Origin of the sequence: Bacteroides sp. A1C1 (assembly GCF_004328515.1) — a bacterium.
GTDB classification, from domain to species: domain Bacteria; phylum Bacteroidota; class Bacteroidia; order Bacteroidales; family Bacteroidaceae; genus Bacteroides; species Bacteroides uniformis.
Genome location: NZ_CP036491.1, coordinates 3253946 through 3278884, shown reverse-complemented (window position 1 = coordinate 3278884; position 24939 = coordinate 3253946). Strand labels below are relative to the sequence as shown.

Here is a 24939-nt window from a genome sequence, read left to right as displayed (position 1 = left end):
TAACACTAACATTATCATTACAACCGAATGAATAGACTTGTTATCATAGGAAACGGATTTGACATGGCACATGGCTTTAAAACAAGTTATGTGGATTTCATCAACTGGTATTGGGACCAACGAGTATATGCTTTTGCCGGTAATACTACAAATGTATCAGAAGATTGCCTTTGTCGTTTGGTTATCAAAGATAATGTAAATATTAATTGCTGGAATGTTTTTGTCTTCACCCACTCATGTTTTTTTAAAGACATCTATCGTAAAGAAAGATACTCAGGTAGTGAAGTTATTCAGTATATCAAGGATCAGCCGGATGTTTTCTCTATTGAATGTTGCCCATTTTTCAAAACTATTCTGCAATCAATAGAAGTCAAAGGATGGGTGGATATTGAAAACGACTATTATCAACTGTTGAAAGCGGGAATGGATAACCCGGATTGTGATTATACGATCGGTGAGTTAAATGAGCAATTAGTATTTCTTCAAGAAAAATTAATTGAATACCTCCATACAATACAAACAGGCAATGTAAGGGATGACCTTCATAATGCAATAATTGACTTCTTTGACCCTGCTGATTTCTCAACAGAAGGAAAAAAGAAAGCTTTGGATAACATTGGATTTGACACATCTAGCTTTGCAGAAGTTAAATACAATAATGGAGAACGCAAAAAACTTCTCCCTAAACGTATCATGTTGTTGAGTTTCAACTATACAAAAACAGCTAAGATGTACAATAATTTCAATATTACCCACAATTATATTCATGGTGAGTTAGAAAAGCCTGAAAATATAATTTTTGGCTATGGGGATGAACTTGACAAAAGCTATCAGTCTATTCTTGATATGAATGACAATGAGTTACTTAGAAATGTCAAATCCGTTAAATATTTAGAAACAAGACATTACCATGATTTGCTGGAGTTTCTTTTAGCTGCACCTTTTCAAGTTTTGATAATGGGGCATTCTTGCGGAAACTCAGACCGAACATTACTAAATACCGTCTTTGAACATGAAAACTGTGTTTCTATAAAGCCGTTTTATCATAAATGGGAAGATGGCAGCGATAATTATTTGGAACTGGTTCAAAATATTTCCAGAAACTTTACTAATATGAAGTTGTTTAGAGATAGAGTTGTGAACAAGGAACAATGCAAAATCATGTAATAGAGCTCTAAATTTAAATGTGATTTCTATGATATCTGTTATGCACATAAAGTGCGACAAAATATTGTATAAAAGGAAGTAGGAAAAACGGATTTTCATCCATTGGAAAAAGTAAGGAGCTGACTTGGTAAACAGCTCCTTATTTTTTATAATTTATAGGCTTGCAGAGAAATTTTACTTAATAAATTAAGCTATAGTTTTTCCTGTTAGCCAATTAGGATAATTTTATTCTTTTACTTTTGATTCGTAAGCAACTGTGAGGAAGTATCCAATTTTCTGAGTTGTCCCCGTGATTTCTATGTTTTAAGTTTGTTTCTTCCTATTACTCTTACCAAAAGACAAACTTCAACCTTTTTCATGGATTATAAAAAAGACAAAGTCGGGGCACATAATAAAGATTCTACATATAATATTTAACGCATATGGAATTTTTGTAGCATAATAGCATTTACTTTCAGACTAGATTCCTCCAGTCAGTAACATGTTTGCTTTCTTTCCTCTCTCTTTTCAAAGGCAACGCATTCCCCTCCTTATCCACATACTTCCCCATCAGTTCCTCAATCAGCTTCTTGTTCTCCACCTGGGAGGAGAACAGTTCAAACATGTCCGTTTCCCGGATGGAATGCAGTGTCATGGCCGCCCTGTATGATTTGTTCTCGTCCGAGCCGGCACCATTCAGGTTAAGCAGCACGTCGCCTACATTGAGCAGGTCAGCAGGAGTAACCATCGGAGCAATGGCTTCCGTTTCGGGAGAGCGGCTGTCCAGTTCCTCCTGTTCTTCTTTCAGCATTCTCATCTCCTCCAAAGGCAGTTTGCATTCCACTTCATCTTCCGGAATATCCTTATCCGCTCCGATAAAATCACTTCCGGTTTCCAGTTGCTGGCTCATGTAAGGAGCGACGGTCTTCCCGGCATTCTCGTCCAGATAGACAAATCGGGTAGCTCCCATCACATCCTGTGCATTTCCCGGTTCACCGTTGTCTTTTTCTGCTTGTGGCCGATTGCGGGGAGTATAAAGCAGATCACAGATTTTACCTATTCTCTCTTTTTGTTTCCATACCTTATATAACAGATAAGCGGTACAGCCGAACCGTATTGATAAATAAACTATTTCTTCCATTCTATTGGCTTTTGAGTTGCTTCTTGATTATATATTTCATTGATGATATGCTGATACCTTTCCAGATGGTCTGACAGTACACTCCCTAAAAACATGGGGACAGACATTTCCGGTGCAATGACCGGCAATACTTTGGCAACAGTCCTGTACAATGTATCGTTAATATAGGTCTGCCTTCTTGCTCCCGATAGTTTCACTTTCAGAAACCGGCTCCGGTATTCATCTGAATCAGCCGCTCCATCCGGTGTTTTTTTTATTTGCTGTCTGGAAGAACCGCTTTTCTTCTCCTGTTTCTCCGGACAAGGTCCAGCCTGACTTTTTGTTTCCGGCTCCTTTTCCGGAGGAACCGTTCTTTCCAAAGCGGTCACATCTCCTGCCATCATGCGTTTCAATGCCTCCTCGTCCACTTGGTAATCCGTTCTTCTTTTGGTAGTCATAATTGTTTTTATTGAAGTTTCAGTATGGTTTCTATTTCCGCTGCCAGCAGGTCCAGACTGCTTCCTTTCATTGCGGAGGAAGATGGAGGGAACAAAGTGCTGCGGAACAGAGACCCTTTCATTCCGGAGTCTTTTTTGTAACGTTCTGCACTGGGAATGACGGTTTCCAGTACCGGCAATTTCAGCGAACGGAAAATTTCAGTATAGCCGTTATACAGGTCTTTGGAAACACGTTTGTCCATCCGGTTCCAGAACATATGGATACCACGCAAGGGTACATCCTTATGCCGGTGCATGTATTCCCGGATGGCAAGGACAAAAGACATACTGCTCCGCATTGCCATTCTTTCCTGCGTGATGGGGGTGAATACATAATCCATATTGATTACGGACTGGAATACACCTGGCACATTTACGGTGCCCGGAAGGTCAAAAAGGACAAGGTCATAATCCAGCTCCGACTTTTCAAGAAAGCGTCCGGCCGTTTCCCGGGCTTCTTCCGGAGTGGAGTTCAGGATGCTGTAGGCTTTCCTGCCGCTTGCTCCGAACTGTTCCACCAGCTGGTTTTGCAGATGCACGTTCTTTTCAATGTTTCCCACTTCCCAGTTCCGCATGGTACTGATGCTGTGCTGTGGATAATCACAATCCACCACCAGTACGTTATACCCCTTCAGGTAATGGAAGTAACTGGCGAGCAATACCGTGAACGTGGATTTTCCCACACCGCCTTTCTGGTTGCTCAAAGCGACAAATAAAGGTTCTTTCTTCATAGGCTTGAATTTAGAGTGTATAATTTGTTTCATATCTGTCCGGATTTTTTCGTTTCATCACACGGCAATGCATCCGTTGGTATATGGCAATGACGCATTGTTTGCCGGTTTGCATGAATACATTGCATACCATATTGCACCAGTGTAATACCGGTTGCCGATGGGCATTGCCATATAAGGTGCATTGCATTCATGCAATATGGGGTTCAATGTATCCCATACTGCATTGCACGGATGCAATGTATTCCGTCATGCAGAATTGTCGTGCAGCATATATGGCATTGCACATATAGGGATGATGCCGCATTCACATCATGCACCACCTGTGGCAGGCAAGCAATACCCCTTACAGGACAATGTTTCAATGTATGCCCTCATGCACTGTGCCAAAAGTAGCGGCTATTTTTGAAACTTCCACCAACATTTCCCCTACCTGACATCAGATGTCATCAGATGTCATCAAATGTCATATCAAACGCTGTTTACCAATCGGTTATCACTGTCTAATTTTGCAAAATCGGAATCAGACGATGGAAAAGAACTGACTTCGTCGGACCACAGCGTTCCGTGAACGTCGCGCTGCAATCCGACGAAGGAGGATTCTCTGTTCAAGCGAACAGAGCAAGTTGTGTTTTCGGCAGCCCGAAACTTTTCGGGCATCCCAAAACCAACTTGCCCGGCAAAAGCCGGGGGATTTTTCTCCAAAGTCGAAAAATCTGGAAAAAAGTCAAATCATAAATTCCCTAAAGTGCATGAAAGAAAGCTCAAGGAAAAAAATGGGACGAAAGCCCAAAGCAGATCCGGCCATACATCGTTACGGCATCAAGTTGACAAATGAAGAAAACGTACGCTTTGAAGCGGCATTCTCTGAATCCGGCATGAAAGAAAAAGCGGGATTCATCAAGAAATCCATTTTTGGAGGTCGCATTAAAGTTGTGAAAATCGACAAGGCGACAATGGACTACTACATCAAACTGACCGAATTCCACAGGCAGTTTCAGGCCGTCGGAAACAACTACAATCAGGTTGTCCGGACCTTGAAGAACAATTTCGGGGAAAAACGTGCGATGGCATTGCTCTACAGGTTGGAGAAACTGAGCATCGAACTGATGCTTGTATGTAAAAAAGTCATGGTGCTAACCCAGGAATACGAGCGGAAATGGTTGCAAAAATAAGTCACGGAACAAGCCTTTACGGAGCACTTGCCTATAACTACGACAAGGTAACGGCAGGTACCGCCGAGATTCTTTCGGGCAACCGCATGATTTCCGACAGATTGGGATTGCCCAGTGAGGACATACGTCTGGCATTGCTCTCTTTTGAGAACTACCTGCTGGCAAACCGCAATACGGAGAAGCCCGTCCTGCATATCTCCCTTTCTCCGGCACCGAAAGACCGGCTGACTGATGGGCAATTGGTAGAGTTGGCGGAACGGTATATGCAGAAGATGGGCTATGGGAATCAGCCGTACATAGCCTACAAACATGCCGATACCCATAATGCCCACATTCATATCGTCAGTGTCTGTGTGGACGGACAGGGAAAAAAGATCAGTGACGCCTACGAGCATCGCCGTTCCATGACCGCCTGTCGGGAACTGGAAACGGATTTCGGCTTGCGTAACGGAGCGGACACGGAAAGGCGGAATCCGAAAGCGGAACTAAAAAAGGTGGATGCTTCCTTGGGGGATGTCCGCCATCAGGTAGGCAACACCCTTAAAGCCGTACTGGAAAGCTACCGTTTCCAGACTTTCGGGGAATACAGCGCACTGCTTTCCACACTCAACATCGAGGCGAAACAGGTCAGGGGGGAATACAACGGCATACCCTACACCGGCATTGTCTATTCTGCCACGGATGATACCGGCAAGGTGGTCAGTCCGCCGTTCAAGAGTTCACGTTTCGGAAAACGCTTCGGGAATGAACTGTTGGAAAAGCGGATGTTGATGAATCTGAAAGCTCTCAAAGAGGGGAAATGGACACCCTCCATACAGGCGGACATCGCCCGTGCTTTGCGGCAGGCGGATTCACGGAAACGGTTTGTGGAACTGCTGGGGCAAAAAAATATCGATGTGGTGTTCCGTGAGAATGAGCGGGGACGTATCTACGGTGTCACCTTCATTGACCACAACCGACGGGAGGTTTTCAACGGTTCACGCATGGGCAAGGAGTTTTCCGCCAATGTGTTCAACGACTATTTCAAATGGTTGGAAAACATACCCGAAAAGGAACGGGGTGGACATTCCGCTACAGAGCTTTGGCAGCATCACCGTCACGAATCCTCTAGCACGCTCGAACTGGCGGCAGGCATTCTTTCTATGGAAACCAATCCGCGGGATTACGAGGAGGAAGCCTTTGCACGCCGCATGAAGAAAAAGAAGAAGGCCGGACGCAAACGTGGCATTTAGACAAAACAAGTATCAACCCATTTATATACAATTCTTATGCAGCAGGAAGACGATTTGAGGGCGCTTGCCAAGATCATGGAATTTGGCAGGGCCGTGAGTATTTTTCTTTTGGTGGTACACGTCTATGTGTATTGTTATCCGAGTATCACCGCGTGGAACTTGAACCTTGCGGTGATGGACAGGATTCTGGTGAATTTCAATAATACGACCGGGATTTTCAACTGCATTCTCTGGAGCAAACTGTTGGCAGTGCTTCTGCTGGCCGTTTCCTGTCTGGGTACGCACGGAGTCAAAGGTGAAAAGATAACCTGGCCTAAAATTTATGCGGCGCTGGTGGCAGGATGCGCACTGTTCTTTCTGAACTGGTGGTTGCTTGAGCTGCCATTGCCGCACGCGGCAAATACCGCATTCTATATTTTTACTCTTACGGCAGGCTATCTCGCCCTGCTGATGTCGGGGCTATGGATGAGCCGCCTTTACAGGCACAACCTCATGGAAGATGTGTTCAATATGGAAAATGAGAGTTTCATGCAGGAAACCCGACTGATGGAGAATGAGTATTCGGTAAATCTCCCGACGAGATTCTATTATAAAAAACGCTGGAATAACGGATTTGTCAATATTGTCAATATTTTCCGTGCTTGCATGGTTATCGGGACACCGGGTAGCGGCAAGTCCTATGCGATAGTCAATAGTTACATACGCCAGCTTATAGCCAAAGGCTTTGCTATTTACATCTACGATTACAAGTTTGATGACCTGTCCACCATAGCCTATAATTCTTTGTTGAAGAATATGGACAAGTATGAGGTCAAGCCCCGGTTCTATGTCATAAATTTCGACGATCCGCGCAGGTCTCACCGATGCAATCCTATCAATTCGGAATTTATGACGGACATTTCCGATGCGTACGAGGCGAGCTATACGATAATGCTCAACCTCAATCGCACCTGGATTGAAAAGCAGGGTGACTTTTTTGTAGAATCCCCCATCATTCTGCTTGCTGCAATAATCTGGTATTTGAAGATTTACAAGAACGGGATTTATTGTACGTTCCCGCATGCGGTGGAATTACTGAACAAGCCTTATTCGGACCTGTTCACCGTCCTGACTTCCTACCCGGAGCTGGAAAACTACCTTTCTCCTTTCATGGATGCATGGAAAGGAGGGGCGCAGGATCAGCTCCAGGGCCAGATTGCTTCGGCAAAAATCCCCCTTACGCGTATGATTTCCCCACAACTATACTGGGTGATGACAGGAAATGATTTTTCGTTGGATATCAACAATCCGAAAGAACCCAAATTACTTTGTGTCGGCAACAATCCGGACAGGCAGAACATCTATTCGGCTGCACTCGGACTATATAATTCCCGTATTGTCAAACTTATCAACAAGAAAAGACAGCTCAAATGTGCCGTAATCATCGATGAGCTTCCCACCATTTATTTCCGGGGGCTTGACAATCTGATTGCAACGGCACGAAGCAACAAGGTGGGCGTACTTTTGGGTTTTCAGGATTTCAGCCAGCTGACCCGCGATTATGGTGAAAAGGAGTCCAAGGTTATTCAGAACACGGTAGGAAATATATTCAGCGGGCAGGTGGTCGGAGAAACCGCAAAGACACTTTCTGAACGCTTCGGCAAGGTGCTCCAGCAGCGTCAGTCCGTTTCCATCAACCGTCAGGATGTTTCCACTTCCATCAACACGCAGCTTGACTCGCTTATCCCGGCATCCAAGATTGCCAATCTGTCGCAAGGTACGTTTGTCGGGGCTGTGGCGGATAATTTTGGCGAGAAGATAGAACAGAAAATATTCCATGCCGAAATTGTTGTGGACCATGCGGCGGTCAGTGCGGAAGAAAAGGCCTACAGGAAAATCCCTTTCATCAACGAATTCAAGGACAAGGACGGTAATGACATCATGATGCAGCAGATTCAGCGTAACTACGACCAGATCAAGTCGGACGCACAGGCCATCATCAACGAAGAGATGGACCGTATCAAAAACGACCCGGAGTTATGCAAGCGATTGGGGCTGGATAATGAAAAAACATCCAAGAAGGAGTAATCCTTCCTATCATTAAATATCAATGAAGTGCGTGGGGGGGGATTTTCCCGTCAATTCCCCCCCATACTATTAGGCCGAAGCTCTGCAATAGGGGTATTCCTTTCATCTACTTCCCGAACTCCACGACAATCTCCGTCACTTCCCCATGTACTCTCCGCACATTCAGCACCCGTGCAGGAATCCCATGGTTGAAGCAGCATTGGATAAATTCCATTCCGATGAACACTCCTGTATTGTATTCCCCTGTATCGTTCTTCGTGTTTTTGCAGAAAGTTACGGTTCCTTTCATCTTTTCATTCCTTCTCTTGCGGTATTGCGCTTCCTTTTCAAACATCATAAAGACTTCTCCTCTGACAATCTGCACCTGTTGGCCTTCGGTTTGTAGGAATTGCAGGTAACTTTCCAGCAGGTCTTCCGGGCATCCGCTATGGGATAGCATGTTTCTTATCCCTTGTATCTGAATCGAATTTTCCATTGCTTTTTATTTGGCTATGATTATCTTTTTATCCTTGATGACAAGTGTGTCTTTCCCGCCATGATTCGTCAGGCTTACATCCTTCAAGTCAATACGGCTGTTGGAGATGGAAAACTCCTGATGAATCGTATCGTTCCGCAGGAAGTGGATGTCCTGTTTGTATAGGTTCGGAATGGAAAAGAACAGGGCTATGATTCCGCCCATGCAGCATACCATCAACAGGGTAAAGGCAACAAACCACCGCTGGTATTTTCTGTCATCCAAAACCTTCACTTCAACCGGTGCTGGCTCTTCGTTGATTGTTGCCTTTTTCTGGTTGCATATCACGCGGCATCTCAAATTGGGGAATTCATGCAGGCTGAACAGGTCCGGAATCTGTTGCAGGAATTGCAAGTATTGTTTGGTTTCCATCTGCACTTCCAGTTCCATGGTTACACGGATGACACTTCTTTTCATTATCTTGGGTTTCCCCAATGCGCCTGCGGGCTTGGCGACATTGATGGGACGGATGTCCGATGCTCCGTTATCCATGCTCATGACAAGCTCCACTCCGGTGTTTCCTAAAGAGGGGGAATCCGTAGGATGGGTTCCAAAAGATGAAGAACTTTCTGCACCTTCATATTCCGCTATCAGGTCTGATAGTTCACGCACCTCAGTTACTGTTACGTTCTTTGCCTCTGCATTGGCAAAGGTTTCCACTTTGGTCTTGACCATATCGGTCAGAAAGGCTTTTATCTTGTTTTCGCTTTTCTTATGGATAAGGTAGCTGGGATACTTCTTCGTGAAGTTCCGGGCTACGTTTTCCATATAGTCCATTGTATAATCATAGTTACGATCAATAATCAGAAAAAATACAACGGATAGACTAAACAGGTTGGATGTTTGAAAATCATTCATACATTTTTCAATAAACAGTAATAATCAAATCTTTCTGGGTTTCAACGGCTTCATCAAAAATAAAATTCAAATCATCCATTTCTTCTTCATAATCATAATCACCAATGCCGTTTCCAGCTTCCAATGCAGTATATTGCTGTTTCTTGATTTCCAATTCTGACATCGGAATGCTTATGATATAAGGAAAATCGTCACTGAGTGGAATAGGTATGAAGCTACTCTGTTCGTCCAGTTGCCACAAGTTCTCGGCATTATAGATGATTCGTCCATAATATTCACAGACTTTTTCATATACATATCCATACATGAATGCCATGTGGGGAGAACGTTTCTCTCCGTTTACAATGTCAGCAAGTACACTGTAAGCATCTTCTGACGGACTTATTTCACTTTCAAAGTAATTATTTAAGCTGTCTAACTTCTCCTTCAGCGAAGAAGACAATTGGTTCAACAAATCCATATCATGCGAACCGTAAACGGCTTTTACTTTATTTGCATCTACCAAATAAGCATGAACATAATAACTCATATCAGTCTTGTTTTTAGTTGTTACTTACTTTTGACCATCTGCCCAATGAACCATATCGTATGGATAATATGGATGTCCTTTCAAAATACTATCATCAAGCCCCAATACTTTAACCAAAGCACCACTTTCAAAGCACCAATATCCATCATGGTTAATTCCGTATTTGTGATCATTATACCAAGATAAATCTGAATGTCCTCGATACCATTCTTTTTTGAGATATTTTTCCAAACGTTTCACTGCTTCTATTTTATCTTGTTTAGCTAATTCTGTTACAGCAATAACCGCTTGATAGGGTAACGGATATAAAACAGTGCCAGTTGTTTGTGTCCAATCAGGAAATCTATATCTAATGAAAGTATCATAGATATAATCTTTTACATCATTATCTTTTATCAATTGGACTAATTTTTGCATAGTATTATCATCATATTCCAACATGATGCCAATTGATAACATCCATAACATTTCAATATAAAATCCTTTTTCAGTCCAAAAACGTGGCATGATTCTAATAATTTCCATATAATTACCTTTCAAATCTTCAAGGTTCTTTCCTACAGAAAACTGCACTAACAAAGAACGAAGTCTAAAATTGAACAAAGAATCATATCCGATATGTTTACCAGAACGATGCAGTTGCTCATAATATAAAATTTCTTCATTATACAACTTTAGTTGTGATAAATATTGTTCTTCTGTAAAAAGTTTGTCTCTTATTTCCATATACATTTAATATTATAGTTATTATGGCCAAATCTCAGAAATGAAATCAGAAGTTTTTGATTTAATAGACTCATTTCCTTGAACTCTAATTTTTTTAGTTACAACTTTACCATTTTCAAAAATACGAGAAACAATCCTATCCACCTCTTCATTATCTAGTGCACGCCTAATTTTTCTTGATAATTCTATAGATATAATTCCTTTTTTTTCTAATCTAAGAATTTTATCTTTAATCCATATTATTCCCATCTGAGGACCTTTTTGGGTTTGACTAAGCATTGAGGTTTCATACTTAGTTTCATCAATAACAAATTTAGGCAATGGCGTCAAATTCTCATAAATTCCATCGATGCCTTTCCTAATTTTAGAATCCAAGCTGTTAGGTGCATCATCACCGATTCTCTTCAAATTATATCGTCTGCCATTTACACCTTTCTTTAAACTCTCACTAGTCAACAAATTAAGGCAGGATTTCATCTCTCCATAATAACCCTTTTGCTTATTGCTCGGTTCGTCTTTGTTACCACTTTGCAACAAAGATTTAAACCGTTCTTCCTCTTTTTCTAATATTTGTTTCATCTGCTTCACTTGGGCATTGACAACAGCCAGTTCTGCATCTGATATTTTTAAAGAAGAATTTGCTGTAAAGTTAGTATTCTCTTGAAAAACTTCATTCTTTTCTATTTCGTTTTTGACAAAATTTTCTGCACTACTTTGGACTGTGGGGTCGCTCTCTTTCCACACCTTCTCCCTAACCTCCAGATTATTCCTTTTGATAATCCCCGGTGACAAATACAGCACCATCATCATCGGAGAGTTTCCTACACTCATATACTCTTCTATTTTCACACAGAAGCAGTCCCAGAACCGGAAAATGTCCGCAATCTCCACTTCGTTGTAGATGAAATGGATTTCCCCGTTGTGCATGGCTCCTTCGTTCAGCCAGTCATAGAAGAACTGTTCTTCACCCTTGCACTCAAACGCAAGCGTAATCAGGTCTCCCTCGACCGGCAGACACTCCCGATTACCGATTTCCTCGCATACTTGGATGTGGAGTTGTATGATTTTTCTCAGATTCGGGTCATCATAGTGCCGGATGTGGCACCGATAGTTATAATAGAGTATCGGCACCTCCATTCCTCTTATTTTCAGAATAGTTTCATAAATCATGATAATACAGTTTCAGGTGAATGACTATGGTAATAGGTCACGGCTGATCCAATAGTATGTCTGCCCGTTGGACTGAAACGACTTGCCGGCGGCTTCGTCCAGCAGTTTCTTCTTTTCCTTGAAATATTCAATCAGCATGTCCAGCTCCGCATCCGTAATCATTTTCTTTTTCCGCAAGTCCTTGACACGGTAAACTTCAAAGAAAGGATAGTCGGTCGGACAGGAGGTAAACCTTTGCAAGACCTCTGACAGGGGCATTCTCAGGAAAGTCTTTCTCCCTACCTTGCAATATCTGTCCCTGTTGCGCTCTGAAAGGAAATGTCTGACCAGTTTTCTTCTTACACGTCGGGTTGAGGCATATTCCGGTGCGTTTAGGCTGTCCGTCTTTACACGTACGGTAGATTCTTCGGCATCTGTCTGTAGATAGTCGTCCGGACAGTCGCAGATATCCACCTTCGCTTGCTTTTTCTTTTTGACCGCTTCGTATTTATAGTCAACAATCAGCTTGGAGGGTGCTTCCACATACTTTTTCAACCGTTTGAACTCCTCTTCGTTGACAAGCAGATAATAGTCCAGTGTGGAGGACAGCGAGTCCGGCAGTACGATTGGCTGTGCAGGCAGGCTCCAGGCAGGTTCGGTATCCGGAAGTACGGATAGCATGGGTTGTACCCCCGACTGGCGGATATGGTAATAAGCTGTCATTGTCGAATCTGTCCTATATCGGTGTGTACCCACTTCGTCGAATGCCCTTGCCAGGCTGTTGCTCAGCAGGGTATTGTCAAACTTCACTTGTATCAGCATGGAATCCACGGCGGTGGTCAGTCCTTCCAGTTCCAGCGATTCGTTCTTTTGCGGAAACACCAGCCATCCCTGTGTCATGCTCCGGTTTGGAAAGTCCAGACAATAGGTGTTATGGTTCACCTCCGCATATTCGTTTTCATTTCTGATTTGTTCGGGATATACAATCAGTTCCCGTTTTTTCCGGCTGATGCGTGGTGCCGAGCAGTCTATCATGTTCCCGATTTGCAGCACGAAGTTGTTGAAGTTGTCCGGTTCTCCTCCGTAGAGCTGGAAGCCGATCATGCGGCAGTTGTTTTTTACCAGCTTGTTCACCAAGGTGGAGTCTGCCCACTCGCTGTTGAACCCTTTATCGCCGATGACAACCAGGATATTGGTTTCATCCGGACATTTGTTGAATTGCTCCACTCCGATCCGAAGGCCGGACCAGCTGCCGAATCGTCCGTATGTAGGCTTCAGTTGCTCGGCATTACGTGCTTTGGCGGAAAGGAAATCAAGCAGCTCCATGTAGTCGGGAGTCAGTTTGCAGATGGGGTCTTTCCGGTTGTCCGGTTCGTTGAAGGTAAGCACGGCACCGAACCTGAAAGAAAAGCTGTCGTCATTCACCAGTTGCGATTGCAGTCCCTGGATGGCATTCACCACGGCTGGAAACCGTTGGATGGTGTTCTCTTTTCCTTCCAGGACAAACATGAGGTTTATTTTTTGCAGGTCCTTCTCTATCTTGTTTTTGAAAGTCCCGTAATAGATTGGATTGCCGTTGACATTCAGCACATAGCTTTCCCGTTTATCGATGACCGGCATCGGAAGCCGGGTTTTGAAGCAGAAGCTCGTGTCATAGTTCCGGTAGGACAGTACCGGGCTGTAGCGGATAGCAGGCTGGCTGGCCGAAAGTTGCAGTTTCCACTTCAGGTCGTTGGATGATAGCGGCAAGGTATCTTTCCGTTCCCTGTCTTTAAAGACGAGCGTGCTGTCCGGCAGCGAGGTTAGGTCTATATGGAGCTGTTGTTCGGGGGCGGTCAGCAGGCGTCCGTCTATCCATCCGATGACAGCATGCCCTATGCTGTCTGCGTCAAGCTGCGGCTTGTCTGCCACGAGGGTGCATCCTTTGTCTTCCGATATTTGATAAGGATATACGACACTGTAAAATGGAATCTTGCCAGCCTCTTGTGTCAGGTCTGTATTTTTGAACAGTTTTACGGAGTCGTTGGCAAAATACGTTTTTGGGGTGGCCAATGCCACGCTGTCGTTCAGCATGACCACCTGTTTGTTTTTGAATCCGGTAACAATGTCGGTAAAGCCGCTCCGGGTCAGCAACAGGTCGTTTTGGTTGATCCATCCGCAGTATTTTGCCTGTTTCCATTCTTTCAGTTTCCCGTTTTTCAGAATGGCTGGGTCGTATTGAATGACTCTGAGCCAGTCTCCTTTTCGCTTGATGACGAGAAATGCGTCCATGTATTTCACAGACTGCATCTCGTTCTTTCCGCTCGGACTCAGATAGGTCGTTCCTGCTTCATTGGCAAAGACAATCCACGGGGTATGCTTGGGCAGTGTCTGGTTGCGGGGAGCCTTTACCCCTTCTATGGAATAGTTCCGCATATATTCACGGGGTACATTCTTTATCCGCGTAAAACGGTGTACCGGTCCGCAGGATGCCATACAGATGATGCACCCGCAAATCCATCCTCCTTTTATGAGTGTCGATATGCAATTCTTTTTCATGCCTCATTTGTTTTTTTGTTCGGAAAAGCGTTCGTGCTGTGTTACCATCAGCTGCATCACACATTCGTTGTTCAGGTTGTCTCCCATATCGACGAACACCTCGTCTATAAGGGTTTTCCTGCGTGCTATGATTTTCAGTCCTTGGCAATAGGAATAGAAATCATTCTTCTTGCTGTTGTTGACGGTTACCGCTATGTCCGGATTTCCGCAAAGGTATTTCTTCAGGATATAATTGTAATGGGTATTGAACGGCTTGCCGTCCACGATGGCTTGCAAGTGTTCACGGATGTCATTGCCGATGATGACAAGCACGTCTGTCGAGTCGTTCTCCGTATATTGGGGAAGGATTTCAATGGTGTGCCGGACCGGATATTGGGTATTCTCCGTAGTCAGCAGAACCTCGTATATGCCGGGTTCTGTATAGGCGTAGAGTGGGTTCTGCTCCCGCGAATCGACAATTCCGGATTCTCCGAACTGCCAGCGCCATTCTTTCGACGGACCGTATCCTTTGAAAGATACGATTTCTCCTTGAAAGGCGGTTGCCGGTGCTTTCATCCTGACAAGTTCGTCGCTTCCGTAATCATCCCGGCTCCTGTGTACTGTGATGATCTGTTTCCTTTCCAGTCCTCCGTCCACTTGAAGGCGTACTTGGTAGCGTCCCGGTTTCTTGAACACGTATTCTCCGCTCCGTTCGTGTGATATGTCTCCGTTGCCGAATTCCCAAAGCCAGGAGCGTGCGTTGCGGGTGCTGTCGGCATAATGGACCGTTTCTCCGGTTTCCACCTCTATGGGGGTCAGTGTCATACGCACGGTGCGGCTGGAAAAGAACAGCCGGATCAGTATGGCGACAAGGATGCACAGCAGCATGGCTGCGATTACGAACAGAATCTTTCTGGTATAAATTTTTCCCATGTCATTTGTTTTTAGTTCCTGAGCGCAAGTCTTCCTCCTTTTTCTGCAAGCCTATCTCGCACTCCTCCAGATTGGCTTTGAACAGACTTATGTTTTGTCCGATACTCCATAGCTGTTTCCTGTCGGACAGCCACATGGCATAAAAGTCGGCAATGTGCATGAACAGCTTGTATCGCTTGTCCCAGCTGTTCCTTTCGTATGTGTTCCGCAGGTTGTTTATCAGATAATGGATGTCGTCTTCTTCATACTGGGCGTAAACGCCCGGTTCAAATGTTTCTATTTTACGGAACAGGGAGTCCACCGGCAACTGGCTTTCCGCTTGTTCCTGCTGGAAATCCTTGATGCGGTTCATCTTGATCTTTACGAACTCTTTCTGCTCAAACATCTTGAAATCTGAGTTCCACATGAAGATTACCAGACAACACGCTACGGTTGTCAGGAAAAAGAACAGGAATACATAGGCATGTCCCATGAATATTTCCCGTTTGTTCATTGTCTTTCTGTTGTTGTCCATGGCTTTCCGTTTTATTGTTTGTTGCCGCCGGAACCCACATTCAGGTTACGCCTTGTTTTCCAGTTGTCTTGGATGCACTGCATCAGGTCTTTCTTCACCATCTCTTCCTGGATGTTCAGCAGACGGATGGAGTCTTTTACCCCGAGGAAGATGTTGAGGTTTTCCAGCAGCTGCCTGTAAAGCCTGCAATCTTTGGTATCCATGCCTTGGACATATTTGAGCAGGTTCATCTTGCGCGTACTGACTACGCTTTGCAGGAGCTTGTCGTTTATTTGCGGTGAAGTGTTCATCAGTTTCATGTACTGGTAGATGGAGTCCATGCTGTTCGACAGGGACAGCTCTTTGGCATAGATATGGTCATATTCCAGTGCCTGCTCCGTGATTCGCTTTACTTCTATGCCGGAGGTTTTCAGGAAACAGGCAAAGATGCTTACCGCAAGGATGGTGCAGCATGTCAGATAGCCCGCAAATCTCAGATAGGCTTTCCTTACTTCTGTGTTGTTTTTCGGTTTCATATAGGATGATGTTTTATATTCATAAATAGGTGCTGATACCCAGATAGGCGCCTTGTTCGGTTGGGGTTCCCAGCCTGAACCGGGCATCTTCCTGCTGGATGATGTAGCGGATCTGTATCTCCTTGTCCGAGGGGAGGAACAGTTCTGTCAGCGCATTCAGTATTTTACTGTCGGCGGCGCCGGGAAAGAAGCTTTCCATCCGTCGGGCGGACAGGGGACCGATTTCCACCAGCATCTGGTAGGTGCCGTCGGCAAAACTGTTTCCCAGAACCATGTCGTCTCCCAGAATGCAGCTCCCCAATTTGGGAATAAGGCAGGGATCCACTTCCACCACGCATTTGTCTCCTCTCTTGATATGCACGGGCACACCGGTCAGAATGGTCATGCACTCGCCGGTTTTGGAAAGGCTCGCTGTAATCTGTTCCATATAGGCCAGCATATGGACAAGCATGACCGCCAGATGGGTCGGCAGCAATTCCAGTACGGGCCATTGACCGGAAAAGATGCTTACGAAATCCGGATGTACGTTCATCTCGTCAATGCGGCGTTCCTTGTTCTGGAAGGCTACCAGCATATGGTCCAGGGAGATTTCGAAAGGCTTGAAGAAACGGCGGGCGAAAAATTCCTCTTCACGGTGGATGCGGATTTCGTCCAGCACCTGTTCCTTCGATATTTTCTCGGACTGGTAAAGGTTCTTGTGGAATATGCCTTCGGGCAGCTCGTCATAAAGGCTTCTCCTGTTCACATAAAGATACAGGTAATCCGTCAGGTCATAATGGGAATATTCCGGGTGGATGTCATGGATGTCTTTCGAGAATCCGCGCCGGATGTCTCCCCGTCTGAATATGAGGGTACGCTCTGCATCATACCCGGCCTCTTTCAGTCCGCTGGCCACCACTTCCGCCTTGAAGTCGGTATCCGGCAGGTTGAATGAATGGGAATGTTCGTCAAACCGTACTATTTTATCTTGTTCTTCCGTCATGTCCGTTCGCTTATAGGGGATTAGTCCAGTATGTTCCAGCGTGACTCGCTCGATTCTTTCGGTTGTCTGGAGCGTTCGGCGACAACGATGTTTTCCTTGTGCTTGCCGATATATTCCAGACGGCTGAGGGTTGTCCACAGGTCATTGAACAGGTATAGGAAACGTTCCGCCGTAACCATCAGTTGGCGGATATTGTGGTGGTTGTACAGCAGCCCGCAGTTTTCCCTCAGCAGGCCTTCGTAGGCACCGGGAGTGATGCCGTTCCATTCGTTGAAGTATTTCAGCAGATCCTCCTTGTCTTCCTTGTCCATGAAACTCAGGCATACATACAGGCGGTGAGCCAATGTGGAGAATACATTCAGGAAGTGTAGCGGTGAATAGTATTGCCCCTCGTTGCGGAAGGAGAAGTAGATATCGGATATGAACAGCATGACATGGCGGCACAGCATACCGATGTTGGTGGCCAGGCTGGTCTGTTTTTCTGCATTCTCCACTTTGGCAAGGATGTCAAACGAGGCCTTTTCTATGGAATCCACAAGTTGCCCGAATTTGGTATAGTAGCCTTTCAGATCCGGATGGCTGGACATGCTTGTGCATGGCGGGATGAAGTTTCCGTCCACTTCACAGCGGTTTCCGTTCTTGCGCAGGCGTCCGATCAGCAGAAAGTGTCTTCCCAGCTCGCTTCCGTCGGTCTGTCCGCTCGGCAGCACGCTCAACGCATATTTGGGTAAGGCATTGGGCTGGCGTGGACTGATTTCCTTCTCGTTCGGAATGCCCGAAGGAAGATGTTCGAAAGGGTCTGCCATCAGTATGACATCCCACCGTTTGTCCTTTTCTTCTTCCTCTTCTGTAGGGATATGGAAACTGGCGGTGAGTTCGTCATCCTCACCGGCATCATAATCTATCAGGTAACCTCCGGAAGTAAGGGCGTGGCAACGTTTCAATCGGACTTCCAAGGTGCCTGTAACTAGTTCCGTAATGCTGAAATCGCCGGAAACCGGTTCTCCTTTCTTGAATGGCAGGAGTCCGTAGGTATTGCGGTTCAGATGAAATGACTGGTATTCGCACAACCGGTCCGTAAAGTGGTCTTCCTGTTGGGTGAAATGCCCTTTGTTGACAGGCATTCCGTCCGCCCAGTTTACCAGCGGATATTTTTTCTTTTGGCTCTGTTTTCCTATCATAATGTTTCTATTTAATATTCGTTATACTTTATAAGTTCGTTTGCCACACGCTTGGCTATGATTACATCGTGTCTTTTCAGCTTGTTGCCGGCAAGTGTAACGTCGGGGTCTATATAGCGCCGTCTCTTGAAAAAGGACGGTTTGGTATAGAATACCCATTCGTAATAGGCTCCTCCTTCATTCTTATATACGATGGGCGAAGACGGTGATTTGAGGTTGCAGTCGTCAATCATGCGCTGGAACCACTGCCCGAAGATGACATCCTCGGATGCCTTGCCGGTTATGCGTTCCGATGCGGGGTCATCCACCCTGCGGAATATGTCCACATCCATTACGATGCTCCGTTCACGGTTGATGTACAAGGTATCCGAGTCATATTCCTCCGAATATTTCCATACTTTATAAATTTCAATGGGTATGTCGAAATAGCTGTTCACCGTTTGGGAATACAGGAGTGGAAATGCAAAGGGCAGCAGGCAGGTGGAGGCCCAGATGCCGTACTGGAGTTCGTTGCAGAGGTTGAACACTACGGAAAAGAGTCCGGCTCCCAGAAGCATGACCGTAACCGTCAGCAGGCATTGGATGCCGAAAGAAGGCATTTCCTTGCTTGATGCGAACACTTTGCGAAGGACGAGCCGGTTGTAATATCCGGCAGTCCAGTACAGGATGACCAGCAGGATATAGGCATAGGGCATGAAGTTATAGTCCATGAATCCGGACAGACCGGGCAGGGCAAGGATTATGCCACACAGCAGCAGATACGCAATCAGTTTTTTGTTGTTGAGCAGCTTGTTCTTGCGTGCGATAAAATAGGCTGCGATTCCGAAAATCACGGTCAGCAGCGGCATCAGCAGGTACGATGAAATGAGATGTTGGGTAACTGGGTTCATAAGTATGGTATTTATGCTTTATTGTATTCTATGAATATCCGGTAATTGAATGTGTCCGGCGAACAGGCCGAAAGTTTGGTACGCAGGTTGTCTTTTATCTGTTTTTCCTGCGAAGGCTCATCCAGTTTCGTTCCAAGAATCAGATGGACTTCTTTGGTTCGGATCAGTCCTTCGTGCGGCATCGGGCTGATTTCCACCCCGTTCCGGATTTCTGTTCGCACCAGCAGTTCGCCGAGTTCTTTTTTGCAGAAGCTGGCTATGTCGTTCTGTGTCAGGACACGGCCGTGCGAAATGAAGGCGTATTTGTAGATGTCAATCCGTTCTCTGTTTTGGGGGGCTTGTTTCCCGCCGTAGGTGGTACTGACCAGAGCCAGTGTCTTCGGGTCCAGGTAAGTGGTGGCGTTGGGGGACAGGTTTACGCCTGCCTGTATCCGGTTTCCTACCTCACAGTTGGTTGTCCAGTATTTGACGGTAATCTGCCCCTTGCCGGACAGTTCGTCAATCATAAGGTAATAAGGTGTTTCCCTGAACTCGTTCATGTTGTCTGCTGTCTGTTTCATTTGCGCCATCAGCTGCTCCATCTGGATGGTAAGTGCCTGTAGCTTAATGCTTGATACGGCATTGAAAGCATGGGTCTCGTCATCCAGCAGGTCGGACAGATAGCCGAGCAGCTCCTTGGCGGAACGGGAGTCGAAACGCTCGCATCCTCCTTTGCGGATGGAGTAGGTTCCATAGCTTTCCGTGGAATCCTTTGCGGGATAGAGGAGTTCATGGTAGTTCTTTCCGTCAGAATCCTTCACGCTGTGTACGGACAGAAGGGATTCGTAGCTGCCCGTGCGCAAGGGTATCACCCTGAAAGTTTCCTCAAGGGTGGTCGTCTGTTCGTGAAGCGTTTTGTTCTCTACAGGCACGATGTTGATGCCGGCATGAAGTTCTTCAAGAACTTCCGCAGTGAAATGGGCGGGGAACTGTATCTTCACCCATACCAGCTTGTCCTGCATCTTCTCCAGAACGGCCTCTTTGAAACAGGACCGCAGGGTGTCCGGAAGGTTTTTCCTGCAGGAACCGTTGAGTGGAAAGGACTGCGATACCTTCAGAAAATGTTTGCTGTAAATATCCATGACTTCCTTGTCTATGACGGACATCACGTCATAGTCTTGGAAAAAGGCACGGGTTGGTTCTTTCTGTATGGTTGTCTTTTCATGGATTCCCCCTTCCATCACGACTGTTTTCCCTTCTACGGACCATTCCGTACAGGGGAGTAGGAGCAGGTATTCATAGCTTTCCGTAAGGTTGGGAAAATCCAGATAGAAGGAAAAGTCTTCAAGGTCGGAAATGGATTCATCCACCGCCATTCCTAACCAGACGGTACGCGGAGGCATCCTTGTCTCTGCACGGGCAATCATGGTCTTCTCCAAGGTAGGGGCTATCCGGTAGAGAAGGTCGTCGCAGACCATATATTTCACGTCGGCTTTGTGCAGCAGGGTATCGCAGGCGGGATAAAACGATACGCTTCCGGTCGATAGCTTCCGGGTAAGCGAGTCGCTCTCGTAATACATGCCCGATTCCCGGGTTATCAGGTAACACGGTTCTATGGGATAGGCGTGTACGATGCCGTGTGCGGGAAAGGGTGAGGTAAGGATGTCCGGAGTAAGGATTCGGGCGGTCTTTTCCAGCAGCCTTGTCTCGATGGCGGTAAAATCCTCTCCCAGCATATATATCTCGTTGGACAACGCTTCCAGCAGGAGCTTGACAACCGGGTCGAAGTTTTCCGCCTTTTTTATTCCCCAGAAAGCCGCAGCGTATTTCAGCATACGGTTTCTGATTTGCTCTTTATTGTATTTTTCTGTACTCATAATCCTTTCATCGGGTTGAAATCGGTCCTAAATAGATTACATAATAGAAACACCGTTTTTCTCCGGTATGTACCAGGGTGCCATATACATATACTTGTACACGTTTCTTTACGGCGGGAGCGTCAAATACATTGTCCTGTCGGGTGGTATCATCAATGATGACACGTACATTTACACCCGTAAGCCGCTTCTCGTGCCGGGTAATTGCCTTGGTTATGTATTCCGAGAATTGTCCTTCCCAACGGGTGTGTGAGACAATGCTTTCAAAGTCGAGAAAAAAGATCTCACAGCCGAACTCCTTGTCAAAGGCATGTTCGCCGGGAGCCGTACTGATCAGCAGTTCGATAAACTGGTCGATAGACTCGATTTCCGAGCAGGATGCAAGACGGCTGTTTTCCACATCCTCGCTGAGCAGGGCTTCAAAATCCAGGGGCAATTTGCAAAACTTTGTTTCCATACTTGTCAGTGCCATTCGTTTTCAAATTCTTCGTCTATGAACTTCAGTGTTCTTGCGGCAAACAGAAGGACGATGCTGCTGGAATTGGATATACGGTCAACCTTGCGTTGCAGACGGATGCAGTTCCCATCCACAAAGCGCAAGGCAAATGCCGCTTGTTGGTCGGGTTGCTCCTTCTGGTAGATCCGTATTTCGCCGTCTTCACGGGAGTGGCTGTATGCGGCCCATCTCAACAGCTCGTCACCCGGCATACCGGTAAGGGTACAGGTAATGAATCCGCCGTAGGCTTCACCTTCAGGCAATCCGTCACGGTCTGTATTCCGCTTGAATTGCAGGTCGAACTCTTCAATGCTGTATGTCTCATGGCAGACGGACAGCCGCATCACGTAGCGGTCATCCGGCATTGAGGATTTTTTGTTTTTGAACAATGAAGTGAACCAGTTCATGATTATAAGTTTAAGTGACACGAATCGCCGGTCTCCATTTCCCGGAAGTGGATGAATAGTGATATACGGCTCTCTTTGGTTGTTGAATGCACATTGAAATCAAGGCATTTTGCTCCCTTGAAACGGATAATCTCTTTGGGAGTACCGGGCAGGCCGAAAGTGTTCATCACCTCTCCGTCCTTCAGGATTCTTGAATTGAACATCCATTCCAAGAGTTCCTCTGTAGGAAATCCGGCAATGCTTACCCGTATTTTACCGCCGTAGGTCTTCCCGGTTACCTTTCCGTTAGGAGTGGTTTCTTTCCGGAAGTCATACTCGTAGCCCAGCAGGTCGTATGCCTGCACTTCTTCATGCTCCGAGGGTTCGGCTGTCCAGAACTTGATATACGATTGTGCACTCATATCCTTATGTTTTTTTATTCTTCTTCACTCATCAGATTGGTTTGCAGCATGGTTGTCAGAGTCCGTTCCTCGTTCATGCGTGATTCAACGAACAGTACCGTGTCCTGGCTGTCCAGATGCTTGCGTACATAGGCTCGCAGGTAGGCTTTGAATGCCTGTACCTTTGTTCGGTATTCCTCTAAGGGAAGGACAAAGATGTCTTGCGTTCCTACCCGTTCCAGTCCGTATTTCTCCAGTTCTTCTTCCAATGACTTCTTTGATTGGTCATTGGAAATTGCATAAATAATTAATGTTTTATATTGTTTCATAACTATCAAATAACACTTTTTTTCCAGAAAGATAATACAACAAACAAAAACAGAGATAAAAACATATATATTATAATAATCAATAAATTTCCACTATGCAAACGTCTTTCATAATTTTCTATAATAGCTTTATATCTTTTATGCCACCCTAAATAAAAGCATAATAATATAAAAATTACACATAAAGAAATATTATACATGAGTTTTGTTGGATGTATCGCCAATTTATAGTATTCCAATAATCCCCATATTGTATGGATATTACAATTCAAGAATACAGAAAGAAGTAAAATAGCTGCATAAGTTGATATTTCCGATATGGAACTGCGCTGCCAAAATTTATAAAATTTAAAAAACAAATAATCTATAACTTTCATTTTATCTATTCATTTACTAAATCATCTACATAATCATAAAAAGTATCCCCATACAGGCCATCGGCAACTCCTGCAACAATAGCGATAGCCCATCCATAAACAGGAATGAATCCCAATCCTATTATTGCTGTTTTTGTAATAAGACTAGTTACTGTTTTTGTATTGGGATTTTCTTCTACATTCTTTATAGCATTAGATATAGAAATAACATTTCCTGTAATACCTATAAATTTACCACTTATTCTAAGATAATTTAAATACTTTGCATTTGTAGTGAAATTCCACCATTTAGACCTGATAACAATATCTCCTGTTTTTTTCAAACGAACCCTCTTTCCTGTTATAGTACGACTATTATATGGCATATATTTTCCTCTATCCAGCATAATATTGTATGCCCAATCAGCACTTGCGTCTATACAACTTATAGATGTATCTATAATGAGGTCTTTTGTAATTCTGTCACCAAAATCTTTATGCTTTTTACTATAACGTTTTTGTAATTCTTCTCTAATTTTACTGAAAGGTATTCTTTTCAATATTAAATTACCTGTAATATTATCTTTTATACCAATTCTTACACTACAATCAAAATCATCTATTTTTATACGAGTTTGATAATTATCAGAAGGAACTGTTATAGATTCATTACCAATAGTAAACGTAATCGTCTTGTTTCCATTCTCTTTTTTAATGCAATCTAATATATCTTGTTCAGAATAATTCATACTTTGAAAAACAGCTTCAGGAGATGTATCAATTATTTGAATAGCTAATGGATGTGAAATATAATTTCCAAACGTCCAATTAGGAATAGACCAGTCTAAAGGAAACTCTACAGCATCATATCGGGGATAAGTATATCCTACCCCCTTAATAAAGCCTGTATAAGGTACTTTCCATTGTTGTAAAATCAAAAACTCTTCAATGGATATATATTCTTTTACATAATTAGGCATATCATTTATTTTACCCACCGATTATCAAATTCAATACCATTCACGCTTACACTCTCAGGAGAGAGAATCAAAGTAGTTGACAATCCTTGCCCCAAAGCTTCGACAACCCGTTTCAGATTGACACAATACGCATTCGTAAATGCCACCTCAAATATCACCCCGGACGTTCCGGTCTTGAACAGAACTGCCCCGTTCTTTTTCACCCACGGTTTCACAGCCCATCCGTAGATGTTGCTTTTCACCGTCTGCGAAAGGGTTATCATGATTCGTCCTCCACGCACTTCGCCTTCCGGTTGGTTCTTTAGGTTATCTACAGGCTGGTGAAAACCTATTTTGAACTGTTCCACTGCATATTCGTCGCCGTCAACGCTGAATATGACATTCACGTTGCTGTCCACTTGCGGAAAATTAAAAAGTCCCATAACGTTGCTGTTTTTAAAACACCCACTGATTTTCAAACTCTTCTGTACCGAATGCCAGTTTCTGTGCCTGTACGGTCAGTTTGGTCGCAATATAGCTTTTGCCTTGCCGGATATAGCTGATTTCCATATCCACACAAGTCGCTTTCTCAAAGAGTATCTTTTCGAGTGTGGAGCCTTGGTTGTCATGAACTACGATGGCTCCACTCTGGTATTTACGGGCATCCAGCATCCACTGGATCATGTCACGGTTGGGAAGATGAGGGTAGGTTACATAAAACGTGCCGCCTTTTACCTCGGTCTGTGCCTGCCCTTTGATATCTATCCCTTGGGCAAATCCGAATTCGCAACCGATGAGCTGGTAGCTGTCCTTGTACATGTCGGTCAGTGAGGAGGCAGCCAGGTTGCCTATCTTTAAGAATACGGTATATCCAAACATA

General features: G+C 44.7%; 28 protein-coding genes. 5 read left to right on the top strand and 23 right to left on the bottom strand.

Going from position 1 to position 24939, the window contains the following annotated elements; translation table 11 throughout:
- Positions 1–27 precede the first annotated feature (27 nt).
- A complete protein-coding gene (locus EYA81_RS13340; protein ID WP_036632174.1) occupies positions 28–1167 on the top strand; it encodes an AbiH family protein in 1140 nt (379 codons plus the stop codon).
- A 454-nt stretch (positions 1168–1621) separates the two neighbouring features.
- Here EYA81_RS13340 and EYA81_RS13335 read toward each other — a convergent pair whose 3' ends face one another.
- From EYA81_RS13335 to EYA81_RS13325, 3 genes are read right to left on the bottom strand one after another with little or no spacing between them, the layout of a single operon-like run.
- On the bottom strand, positions 1622–2287 hold the full coding sequence (locus EYA81_RS13335) for a DUF4122 domain-containing protein (protein WP_005802631.1): 666 nt from the start codon (positions 2285–2287) through the stop codon (positions 1622–1624).
- Positions 2275–2724, bottom strand: coding sequence for a DUF3408 domain-containing protein (locus EYA81_RS13330; protein ID WP_036632177.1), 450 nt, complete (start codon positions 2722–2724; stop codon positions 2275–2277). Before EYA81_RS13330 ends, EYA81_RS13335 begins: the two co-directional genes overlap by 13 nt.
- Before the next feature lie 8 nt (positions 2725–2732).
- On the bottom strand, positions 2733–3527 hold the full coding sequence (locus EYA81_RS13325) for a ParA family protein (protein ID WP_036632179.1): 795 nt from the start codon (positions 3525–3527) through the stop codon (positions 2733–2735).
- 719 nt (positions 3528–4246) lie between these two features.
- Here EYA81_RS13325 and mobA point away from each other — a divergent pair.
- The 3 genes from mobA to mobC are packed head-to-tail and all read left to right on the top strand — an operon-like array spanning position 4247 to position 7968.
- Positions 4247–4669: a conjugal transfer protein MobA gene (gene mobA / locus EYA81_RS13310; RefSeq protein WP_032936839.1), complete on the top strand. Its 423-nt coding sequence runs from the start codon at positions 4247–4249 to the stop codon at positions 4667–4669.
- On the top strand, positions 4654–5901 hold the full coding sequence (gene mobB / locus EYA81_RS13305; RefSeq protein WP_131225904.1) for a conjugal transfer protein MobB: 1248 nt from the start codon (positions 4654–4656) through the stop codon (positions 5899–5901). The genes mobA and mobB overlap by 16 nt, the downstream gene beginning before the upstream one ends.
- 36 nt (positions 5902–5937) lie before the next feature.
- Complete coding sequence (gene mobC / locus EYA81_RS13300; RefSeq protein WP_117689318.1) at positions 5938–7968, top strand: conjugal transfer protein MobC; 2031 nt, start codon at positions 5938–5940, stop codon at positions 7966–7968.
- A gap of 106 nt (positions 7969–8074) precedes the next feature.
- Here mobC and EYA81_RS13295 read toward each other — a convergent pair whose 3' ends face one another.
- Genes EYA81_RS13295 through tssD (EYA81_RS13275) form a run of 5 tightly spaced genes read right to left on the bottom strand, consistent with a single transcriptional unit; the run spans position 8075 to position 11588 of the window.
- A complete protein-coding gene (locus EYA81_RS13295) occupies positions 8075–8443 on the bottom strand; it encodes a hypothetical protein (protein WP_005858635.1) in 369 nt (122 codons plus the stop codon).
- A 6-nt stretch (positions 8444–8449) separates the two neighbouring features.
- Positions 8450–9340 carry a hypothetical protein gene (locus tag EYA81_RS13290; protein ID WP_036632183.1) on the bottom strand — a complete coding sequence of 297 codons (891 nt, stop codon included), beginning with the start codon at positions 9338–9340 and terminating at the stop codon, positions 8450–8452.
- Positions 9341–9347: 7 nt separating this feature from the next.
- Positions 9348–9869 (bottom strand): hypothetical protein, encoded by a 522-nt coding sequence (locus tag EYA81_RS13285; protein ID WP_036632185.1) that lies wholly within the window; start codon positions 9867–9869, stop codon positions 9348–9350.
- A 24-nt stretch (positions 9870–9893) separates the two neighbouring features.
- A complete protein-coding gene (locus EYA81_RS13280) occupies positions 9894–10595 on the bottom strand; it encodes a PoNe immunity protein domain-containing protein (RefSeq protein WP_036632192.1) in 702 nt (233 codons plus the stop codon).
- Between the two features lie 21 nt (positions 10596–10616).
- Entirely contained in the window at positions 10617–11588 is a 972-nt protein-coding gene (gene tssD / locus EYA81_RS13275; RefSeq protein ID WP_242672425.1) for a type VI secretion system tube protein TssD, read from the bottom strand.
- Here tssD (EYA81_RS13275) and EYA81_RS19675 point away from each other — a divergent pair.
- The gene (locus tag EYA81_RS19675; RefSeq protein ID WP_242672426.1) at positions 11502–11789 is read left to right on the top strand and encodes a hypothetical protein; all 288 of its coding nucleotides are present in this window, start codon (positions 11502–11504) and stop codon (positions 11787–11789) included. The two genes, tssD (EYA81_RS13275) and EYA81_RS19675, sit on opposite strands and share 87 nt — an antisense overlap.
- On the opposite strand, the gene tssR is transcribed toward EYA81_RS19675, so the two are convergent.
- The 15 genes from tssR to tssD (EYA81_RS13195) form a co-directional block, all read right to left on the bottom strand.
- Positions 11790–14282, bottom strand: coding sequence for a type VI secretion system protein TssR domain-containing protein (gene tssR / locus EYA81_RS13270; protein WP_131225902.1), 2493 nt, complete (start codon positions 14280–14282; stop codon positions 11790–11792). It lies immediately after the preceding gene.
- Between the two features lie 3 nt (positions 14283–14285).
- Entirely contained in the window at positions 14286–15194 is a 909-nt protein-coding gene (locus EYA81_RS13265; protein WP_004288733.1) for a PKD domain-containing protein, read from the bottom strand.
- A gap of 1 nt (position 15195) precedes the next feature.
- Positions 15196–15708, bottom strand: coding sequence for a type VI secretion system transmembrane protein TssO (locus tag EYA81_RS13260; protein ID WP_004288732.1), 513 nt, complete (start codon positions 15706–15708; stop codon positions 15196–15198).
- Positions 15709–15719: 11 nt separating this feature from the next.
- Positions 15720–16223, bottom strand: coding sequence for a type VI secretion system TssO (locus EYA81_RS13255; RefSeq protein ID WP_004288731.1), 504 nt, complete (start codon positions 16221–16223; stop codon positions 15720–15722).
- A gap of 19 nt (positions 16224–16242) precedes the next feature.
- A complete protein-coding gene (locus tag EYA81_RS13250; RefSeq protein WP_004288730.1) occupies positions 16243–17205 on the bottom strand; it encodes a type VI secretion system baseplate subunit TssG in 963 nt (320 codons plus the stop codon).
- A gap of 20 nt (positions 17206–17225) precedes the next feature.
- Entirely contained in the window at positions 17226–18386 is a 1161-nt protein-coding gene (locus tag EYA81_RS13245; protein ID WP_004288729.1) for a hypothetical protein, read from the bottom strand.
- Between the two features lie 11 nt (positions 18387–18397).
- The gene (locus EYA81_RS13240) at positions 18398–19276 is read right to left on the bottom strand and encodes a TssN family type VI secretion system protein (RefSeq protein WP_005802610.1); all 879 of its coding nucleotides are present in this window, start codon (positions 19274–19276) and stop codon (positions 18398–18400) included.
- Positions 19277–19287: 11 nt separating this feature from the next.
- Positions 19288–21132, bottom strand: coding sequence for a type VI secretion system baseplate subunit TssF (locus EYA81_RS13235; protein ID WP_036631120.1), 1845 nt, complete (start codon positions 21130–21132; stop codon positions 19288–19290).
- A 7-nt stretch (positions 21133–21139) separates the two neighbouring features.
- A complete protein-coding gene (locus EYA81_RS13230) occupies positions 21140–21604 on the bottom strand; it encodes a GPW/gp25 family protein (RefSeq protein ID WP_004288726.1) in 465 nt (154 codons plus the stop codon).
- On the bottom strand, positions 21595–22035 hold the full coding sequence (gene tssD / locus EYA81_RS13225; protein ID WP_051636107.1) for a type VI secretion system tube protein TssD: 441 nt from the start codon (positions 22033–22035) through the stop codon (positions 21595–21597). Before tssD (EYA81_RS13225) ends, EYA81_RS13230 begins: the two co-directional genes overlap by 10 nt.
- A 2-nt stretch (positions 22036–22037) precedes the next feature.
- Positions 22038–22436, bottom strand: coding sequence for a type VI secretion system tube protein TssD (gene tssD / locus EYA81_RS13220; RefSeq protein WP_036631115.1), 399 nt, complete (start codon positions 22434–22436; stop codon positions 22038–22040).
- A gap of 14 nt (positions 22437–22450) precedes the next feature.
- Positions 22451–22744 carry a hypothetical protein gene (locus EYA81_RS13215; protein WP_036631113.1) on the bottom strand — a complete coding sequence of 98 codons (294 nt, stop codon included), beginning with the start codon at positions 22742–22744 and terminating at the stop codon, positions 22451–22453.
- A gap of 382 nt (positions 22745–23126) precedes the next feature.
- Positions 23127–24080: a hypothetical protein gene (locus tag EYA81_RS13205; RefSeq protein WP_036631112.1), complete on the bottom strand. Its 954-nt coding sequence runs from the start codon at positions 24078–24080 to the stop codon at positions 23127–23129.
- 5 nt (positions 24081–24085) lie between these two features.
- Positions 24086–24502: a type VI secretion system tube protein TssD gene (gene tssD / locus EYA81_RS13200; RefSeq protein ID WP_036631110.1), complete on the bottom strand. Its 417-nt coding sequence runs from the start codon at positions 24500–24502 to the stop codon at positions 24086–24088.
- 13 nt (positions 24503–24515) lie between these two features.
- Positions 24516–24938, bottom strand: a complete 423-nt coding sequence (gene tssD, locus EYA81_RS13195) for a type VI secretion system tube protein TssD (protein WP_005858603.1) — start codon at positions 24936–24938, stop codon at positions 24516–24518.
- Position 24939: the final 1 nt, after the last annotated feature.

Excerpts from the sequence above, each read along its gene's own strand:
- EYA81_RS13245 (WP_004288729.1), bottom strand. The coding sequence starts at position 18,386 with ATGATAGGAAAACAGAGCCAAAAGAAAAAATATCCGCTGGTAAACTGG.
- tssD (WP_005858603.1), bottom strand. The coding sequence starts at position 24,938 with ATGTTTGGATATACCGTATTCTTAAAGATAGGCAACCTGGCTGCCTCC.
- EYA81_RS13330 (WP_036632177.1), bottom strand. The coding sequence starts at position 2,724 with ATGACTACCAAAAGAAGAACGGATTACCAAGTGGACGAGGAGGCATTG.
- tssR (WP_131225902.1), bottom strand. The coding sequence starts at position 14,282 with ATGAAAAAGAATTGCATATCGACACTCATAAAAGGAGGATGGATTTGC.
- tssD (WP_051636107.1), bottom strand. The coding sequence starts at position 22,035 with ATGAACTGGTTCACTTCATTGTTCAAAAACAAAAAATCCTCAATGCCG.
- EYA81_RS13205 (WP_036631112.1), bottom strand. The coding sequence starts at position 24,080 with ATGCCTAATTATGTAAAAGAATATATATCCATTGAAGAGTTTTTGATT.
- mobB (WP_131225904.1), top strand. The coding sequence starts at position 4,654 with ATGGTTGCAAAAATAAGTCACGGAACAAGCCTTTACGGAGCACTTGCC.
- EYA81_RS13280 (WP_036632192.1), bottom strand. The coding sequence starts at position 10,595 with ATGGAAATAAGAGACAAACTTTTTACAGAAGAACAATATTTATCACAA.
- mobA (WP_032936839.1), top strand. The coding sequence starts at position 4,247 with ATGAAAGAAAGCTCAAGGAAAAAAATGGGACGAAAGCCCAAAGCAGAT.
- EYA81_RS13340 (WP_036632174.1), top strand. The coding sequence starts at position 28 with ATGAATAGACTTGTTATCATAGGAAACGGATTTGACATGGCACATGGC.
- EYA81_RS13325 (WP_036632179.1), bottom strand. The coding sequence starts at position 3,527 with ATGAAACAAATTATACACTCTAAATTCAAGCCTATGAAGAAAGAACCT.
- EYA81_RS13215 (WP_036631113.1), bottom strand. The coding sequence starts at position 22,744 with ATGAAACAATATAAAACATTAATTATTTATGCAATTTCCAATGACCAA.
- EYA81_RS13285 (WP_036632185.1), bottom strand. The coding sequence starts at position 9,869 with ATGAGTTATTATGTTCATGCTTATTTGGTAGATGCAAATAAAGTAAAA.
- EYA81_RS13295 (WP_005858635.1), bottom strand. The coding sequence starts at position 8,443 with ATGGAAAATTCGATTCAGATACAAGGGATAAGAAACATGCTATCCCAT.
- tssD (WP_036631110.1), bottom strand. The coding sequence starts at position 24,502 with ATGGGACTTTTTAATTTTCCGCAAGTGGACAGCAACGTGAATGTCATA.
- EYA81_RS13335 (WP_005802631.1), bottom strand. The coding sequence starts at position 2,287 with ATGGAAGAAATAGTTTATTTATCAATACGGTTCGGCTGTACCGCTTAT.
- tssD (WP_036631115.1), bottom strand. The coding sequence starts at position 22,436 with ATGAGTGCACAATCGTATATCAAGTTCTGGACAGCCGAACCCTCGGAG.
- mobC (WP_117689318.1), top strand. The coding sequence starts at position 5,938 with ATGCAGCAGGAAGACGATTTGAGGGCGCTTGCCAAGATCATGGAATTT.
- EYA81_RS19675 (WP_242672426.1), top strand. The coding sequence starts at position 11,502 with ATGGATTTCCCCGTTGTGCATGGCTCCTTCGTTCAGCCAGTCATAGAA.
- EYA81_RS13290 (WP_036632183.1), bottom strand. The coding sequence starts at position 9,340 with ATGAATGATTTTCAAACATCCAACCTGTTTAGTCTATCCGTTGTATTT.
- EYA81_RS13230 (WP_004288726.1), bottom strand. The coding sequence starts at position 21,604 with ATGGCACTGACAAGTATGGAAACAAAGTTTTGCAAATTGCCCCTGGAT.
- EYA81_RS13265 (WP_004288733.1), bottom strand. The coding sequence starts at position 15,194 with ATGGGAAAAATTTATACCAGAAAGATTCTGTTCGTAATCGCAGCCATG.
- EYA81_RS13250 (WP_004288730.1), bottom strand. The coding sequence starts at position 17,205 with ATGACGGAAGAACAAGATAAAATAGTACGGTTTGACGAACATTCCCAT.
- EYA81_RS13240 (WP_005802610.1), bottom strand. The coding sequence starts at position 19,276 with ATGAACCCAGTTACCCAACATCTCATTTCATCGTACCTGCTGATGCCG.
- EYA81_RS13255 (WP_004288731.1), bottom strand. The coding sequence starts at position 16,223 with ATGAAACCGAAAAACAACACAGAAGTAAGGAAAGCCTATCTGAGATTT.
- EYA81_RS13235 (WP_036631120.1), bottom strand. The coding sequence starts at position 21,132 with ATGAGTACAGAAAAATACAATAAAGAGCAAATCAGAAACCGTATGCTG.
- EYA81_RS13260 (WP_004288732.1), bottom strand. The coding sequence starts at position 15,708 with ATGGACAACAACAGAAAGACAATGAACAAACGGGAAATATTCATGGGA.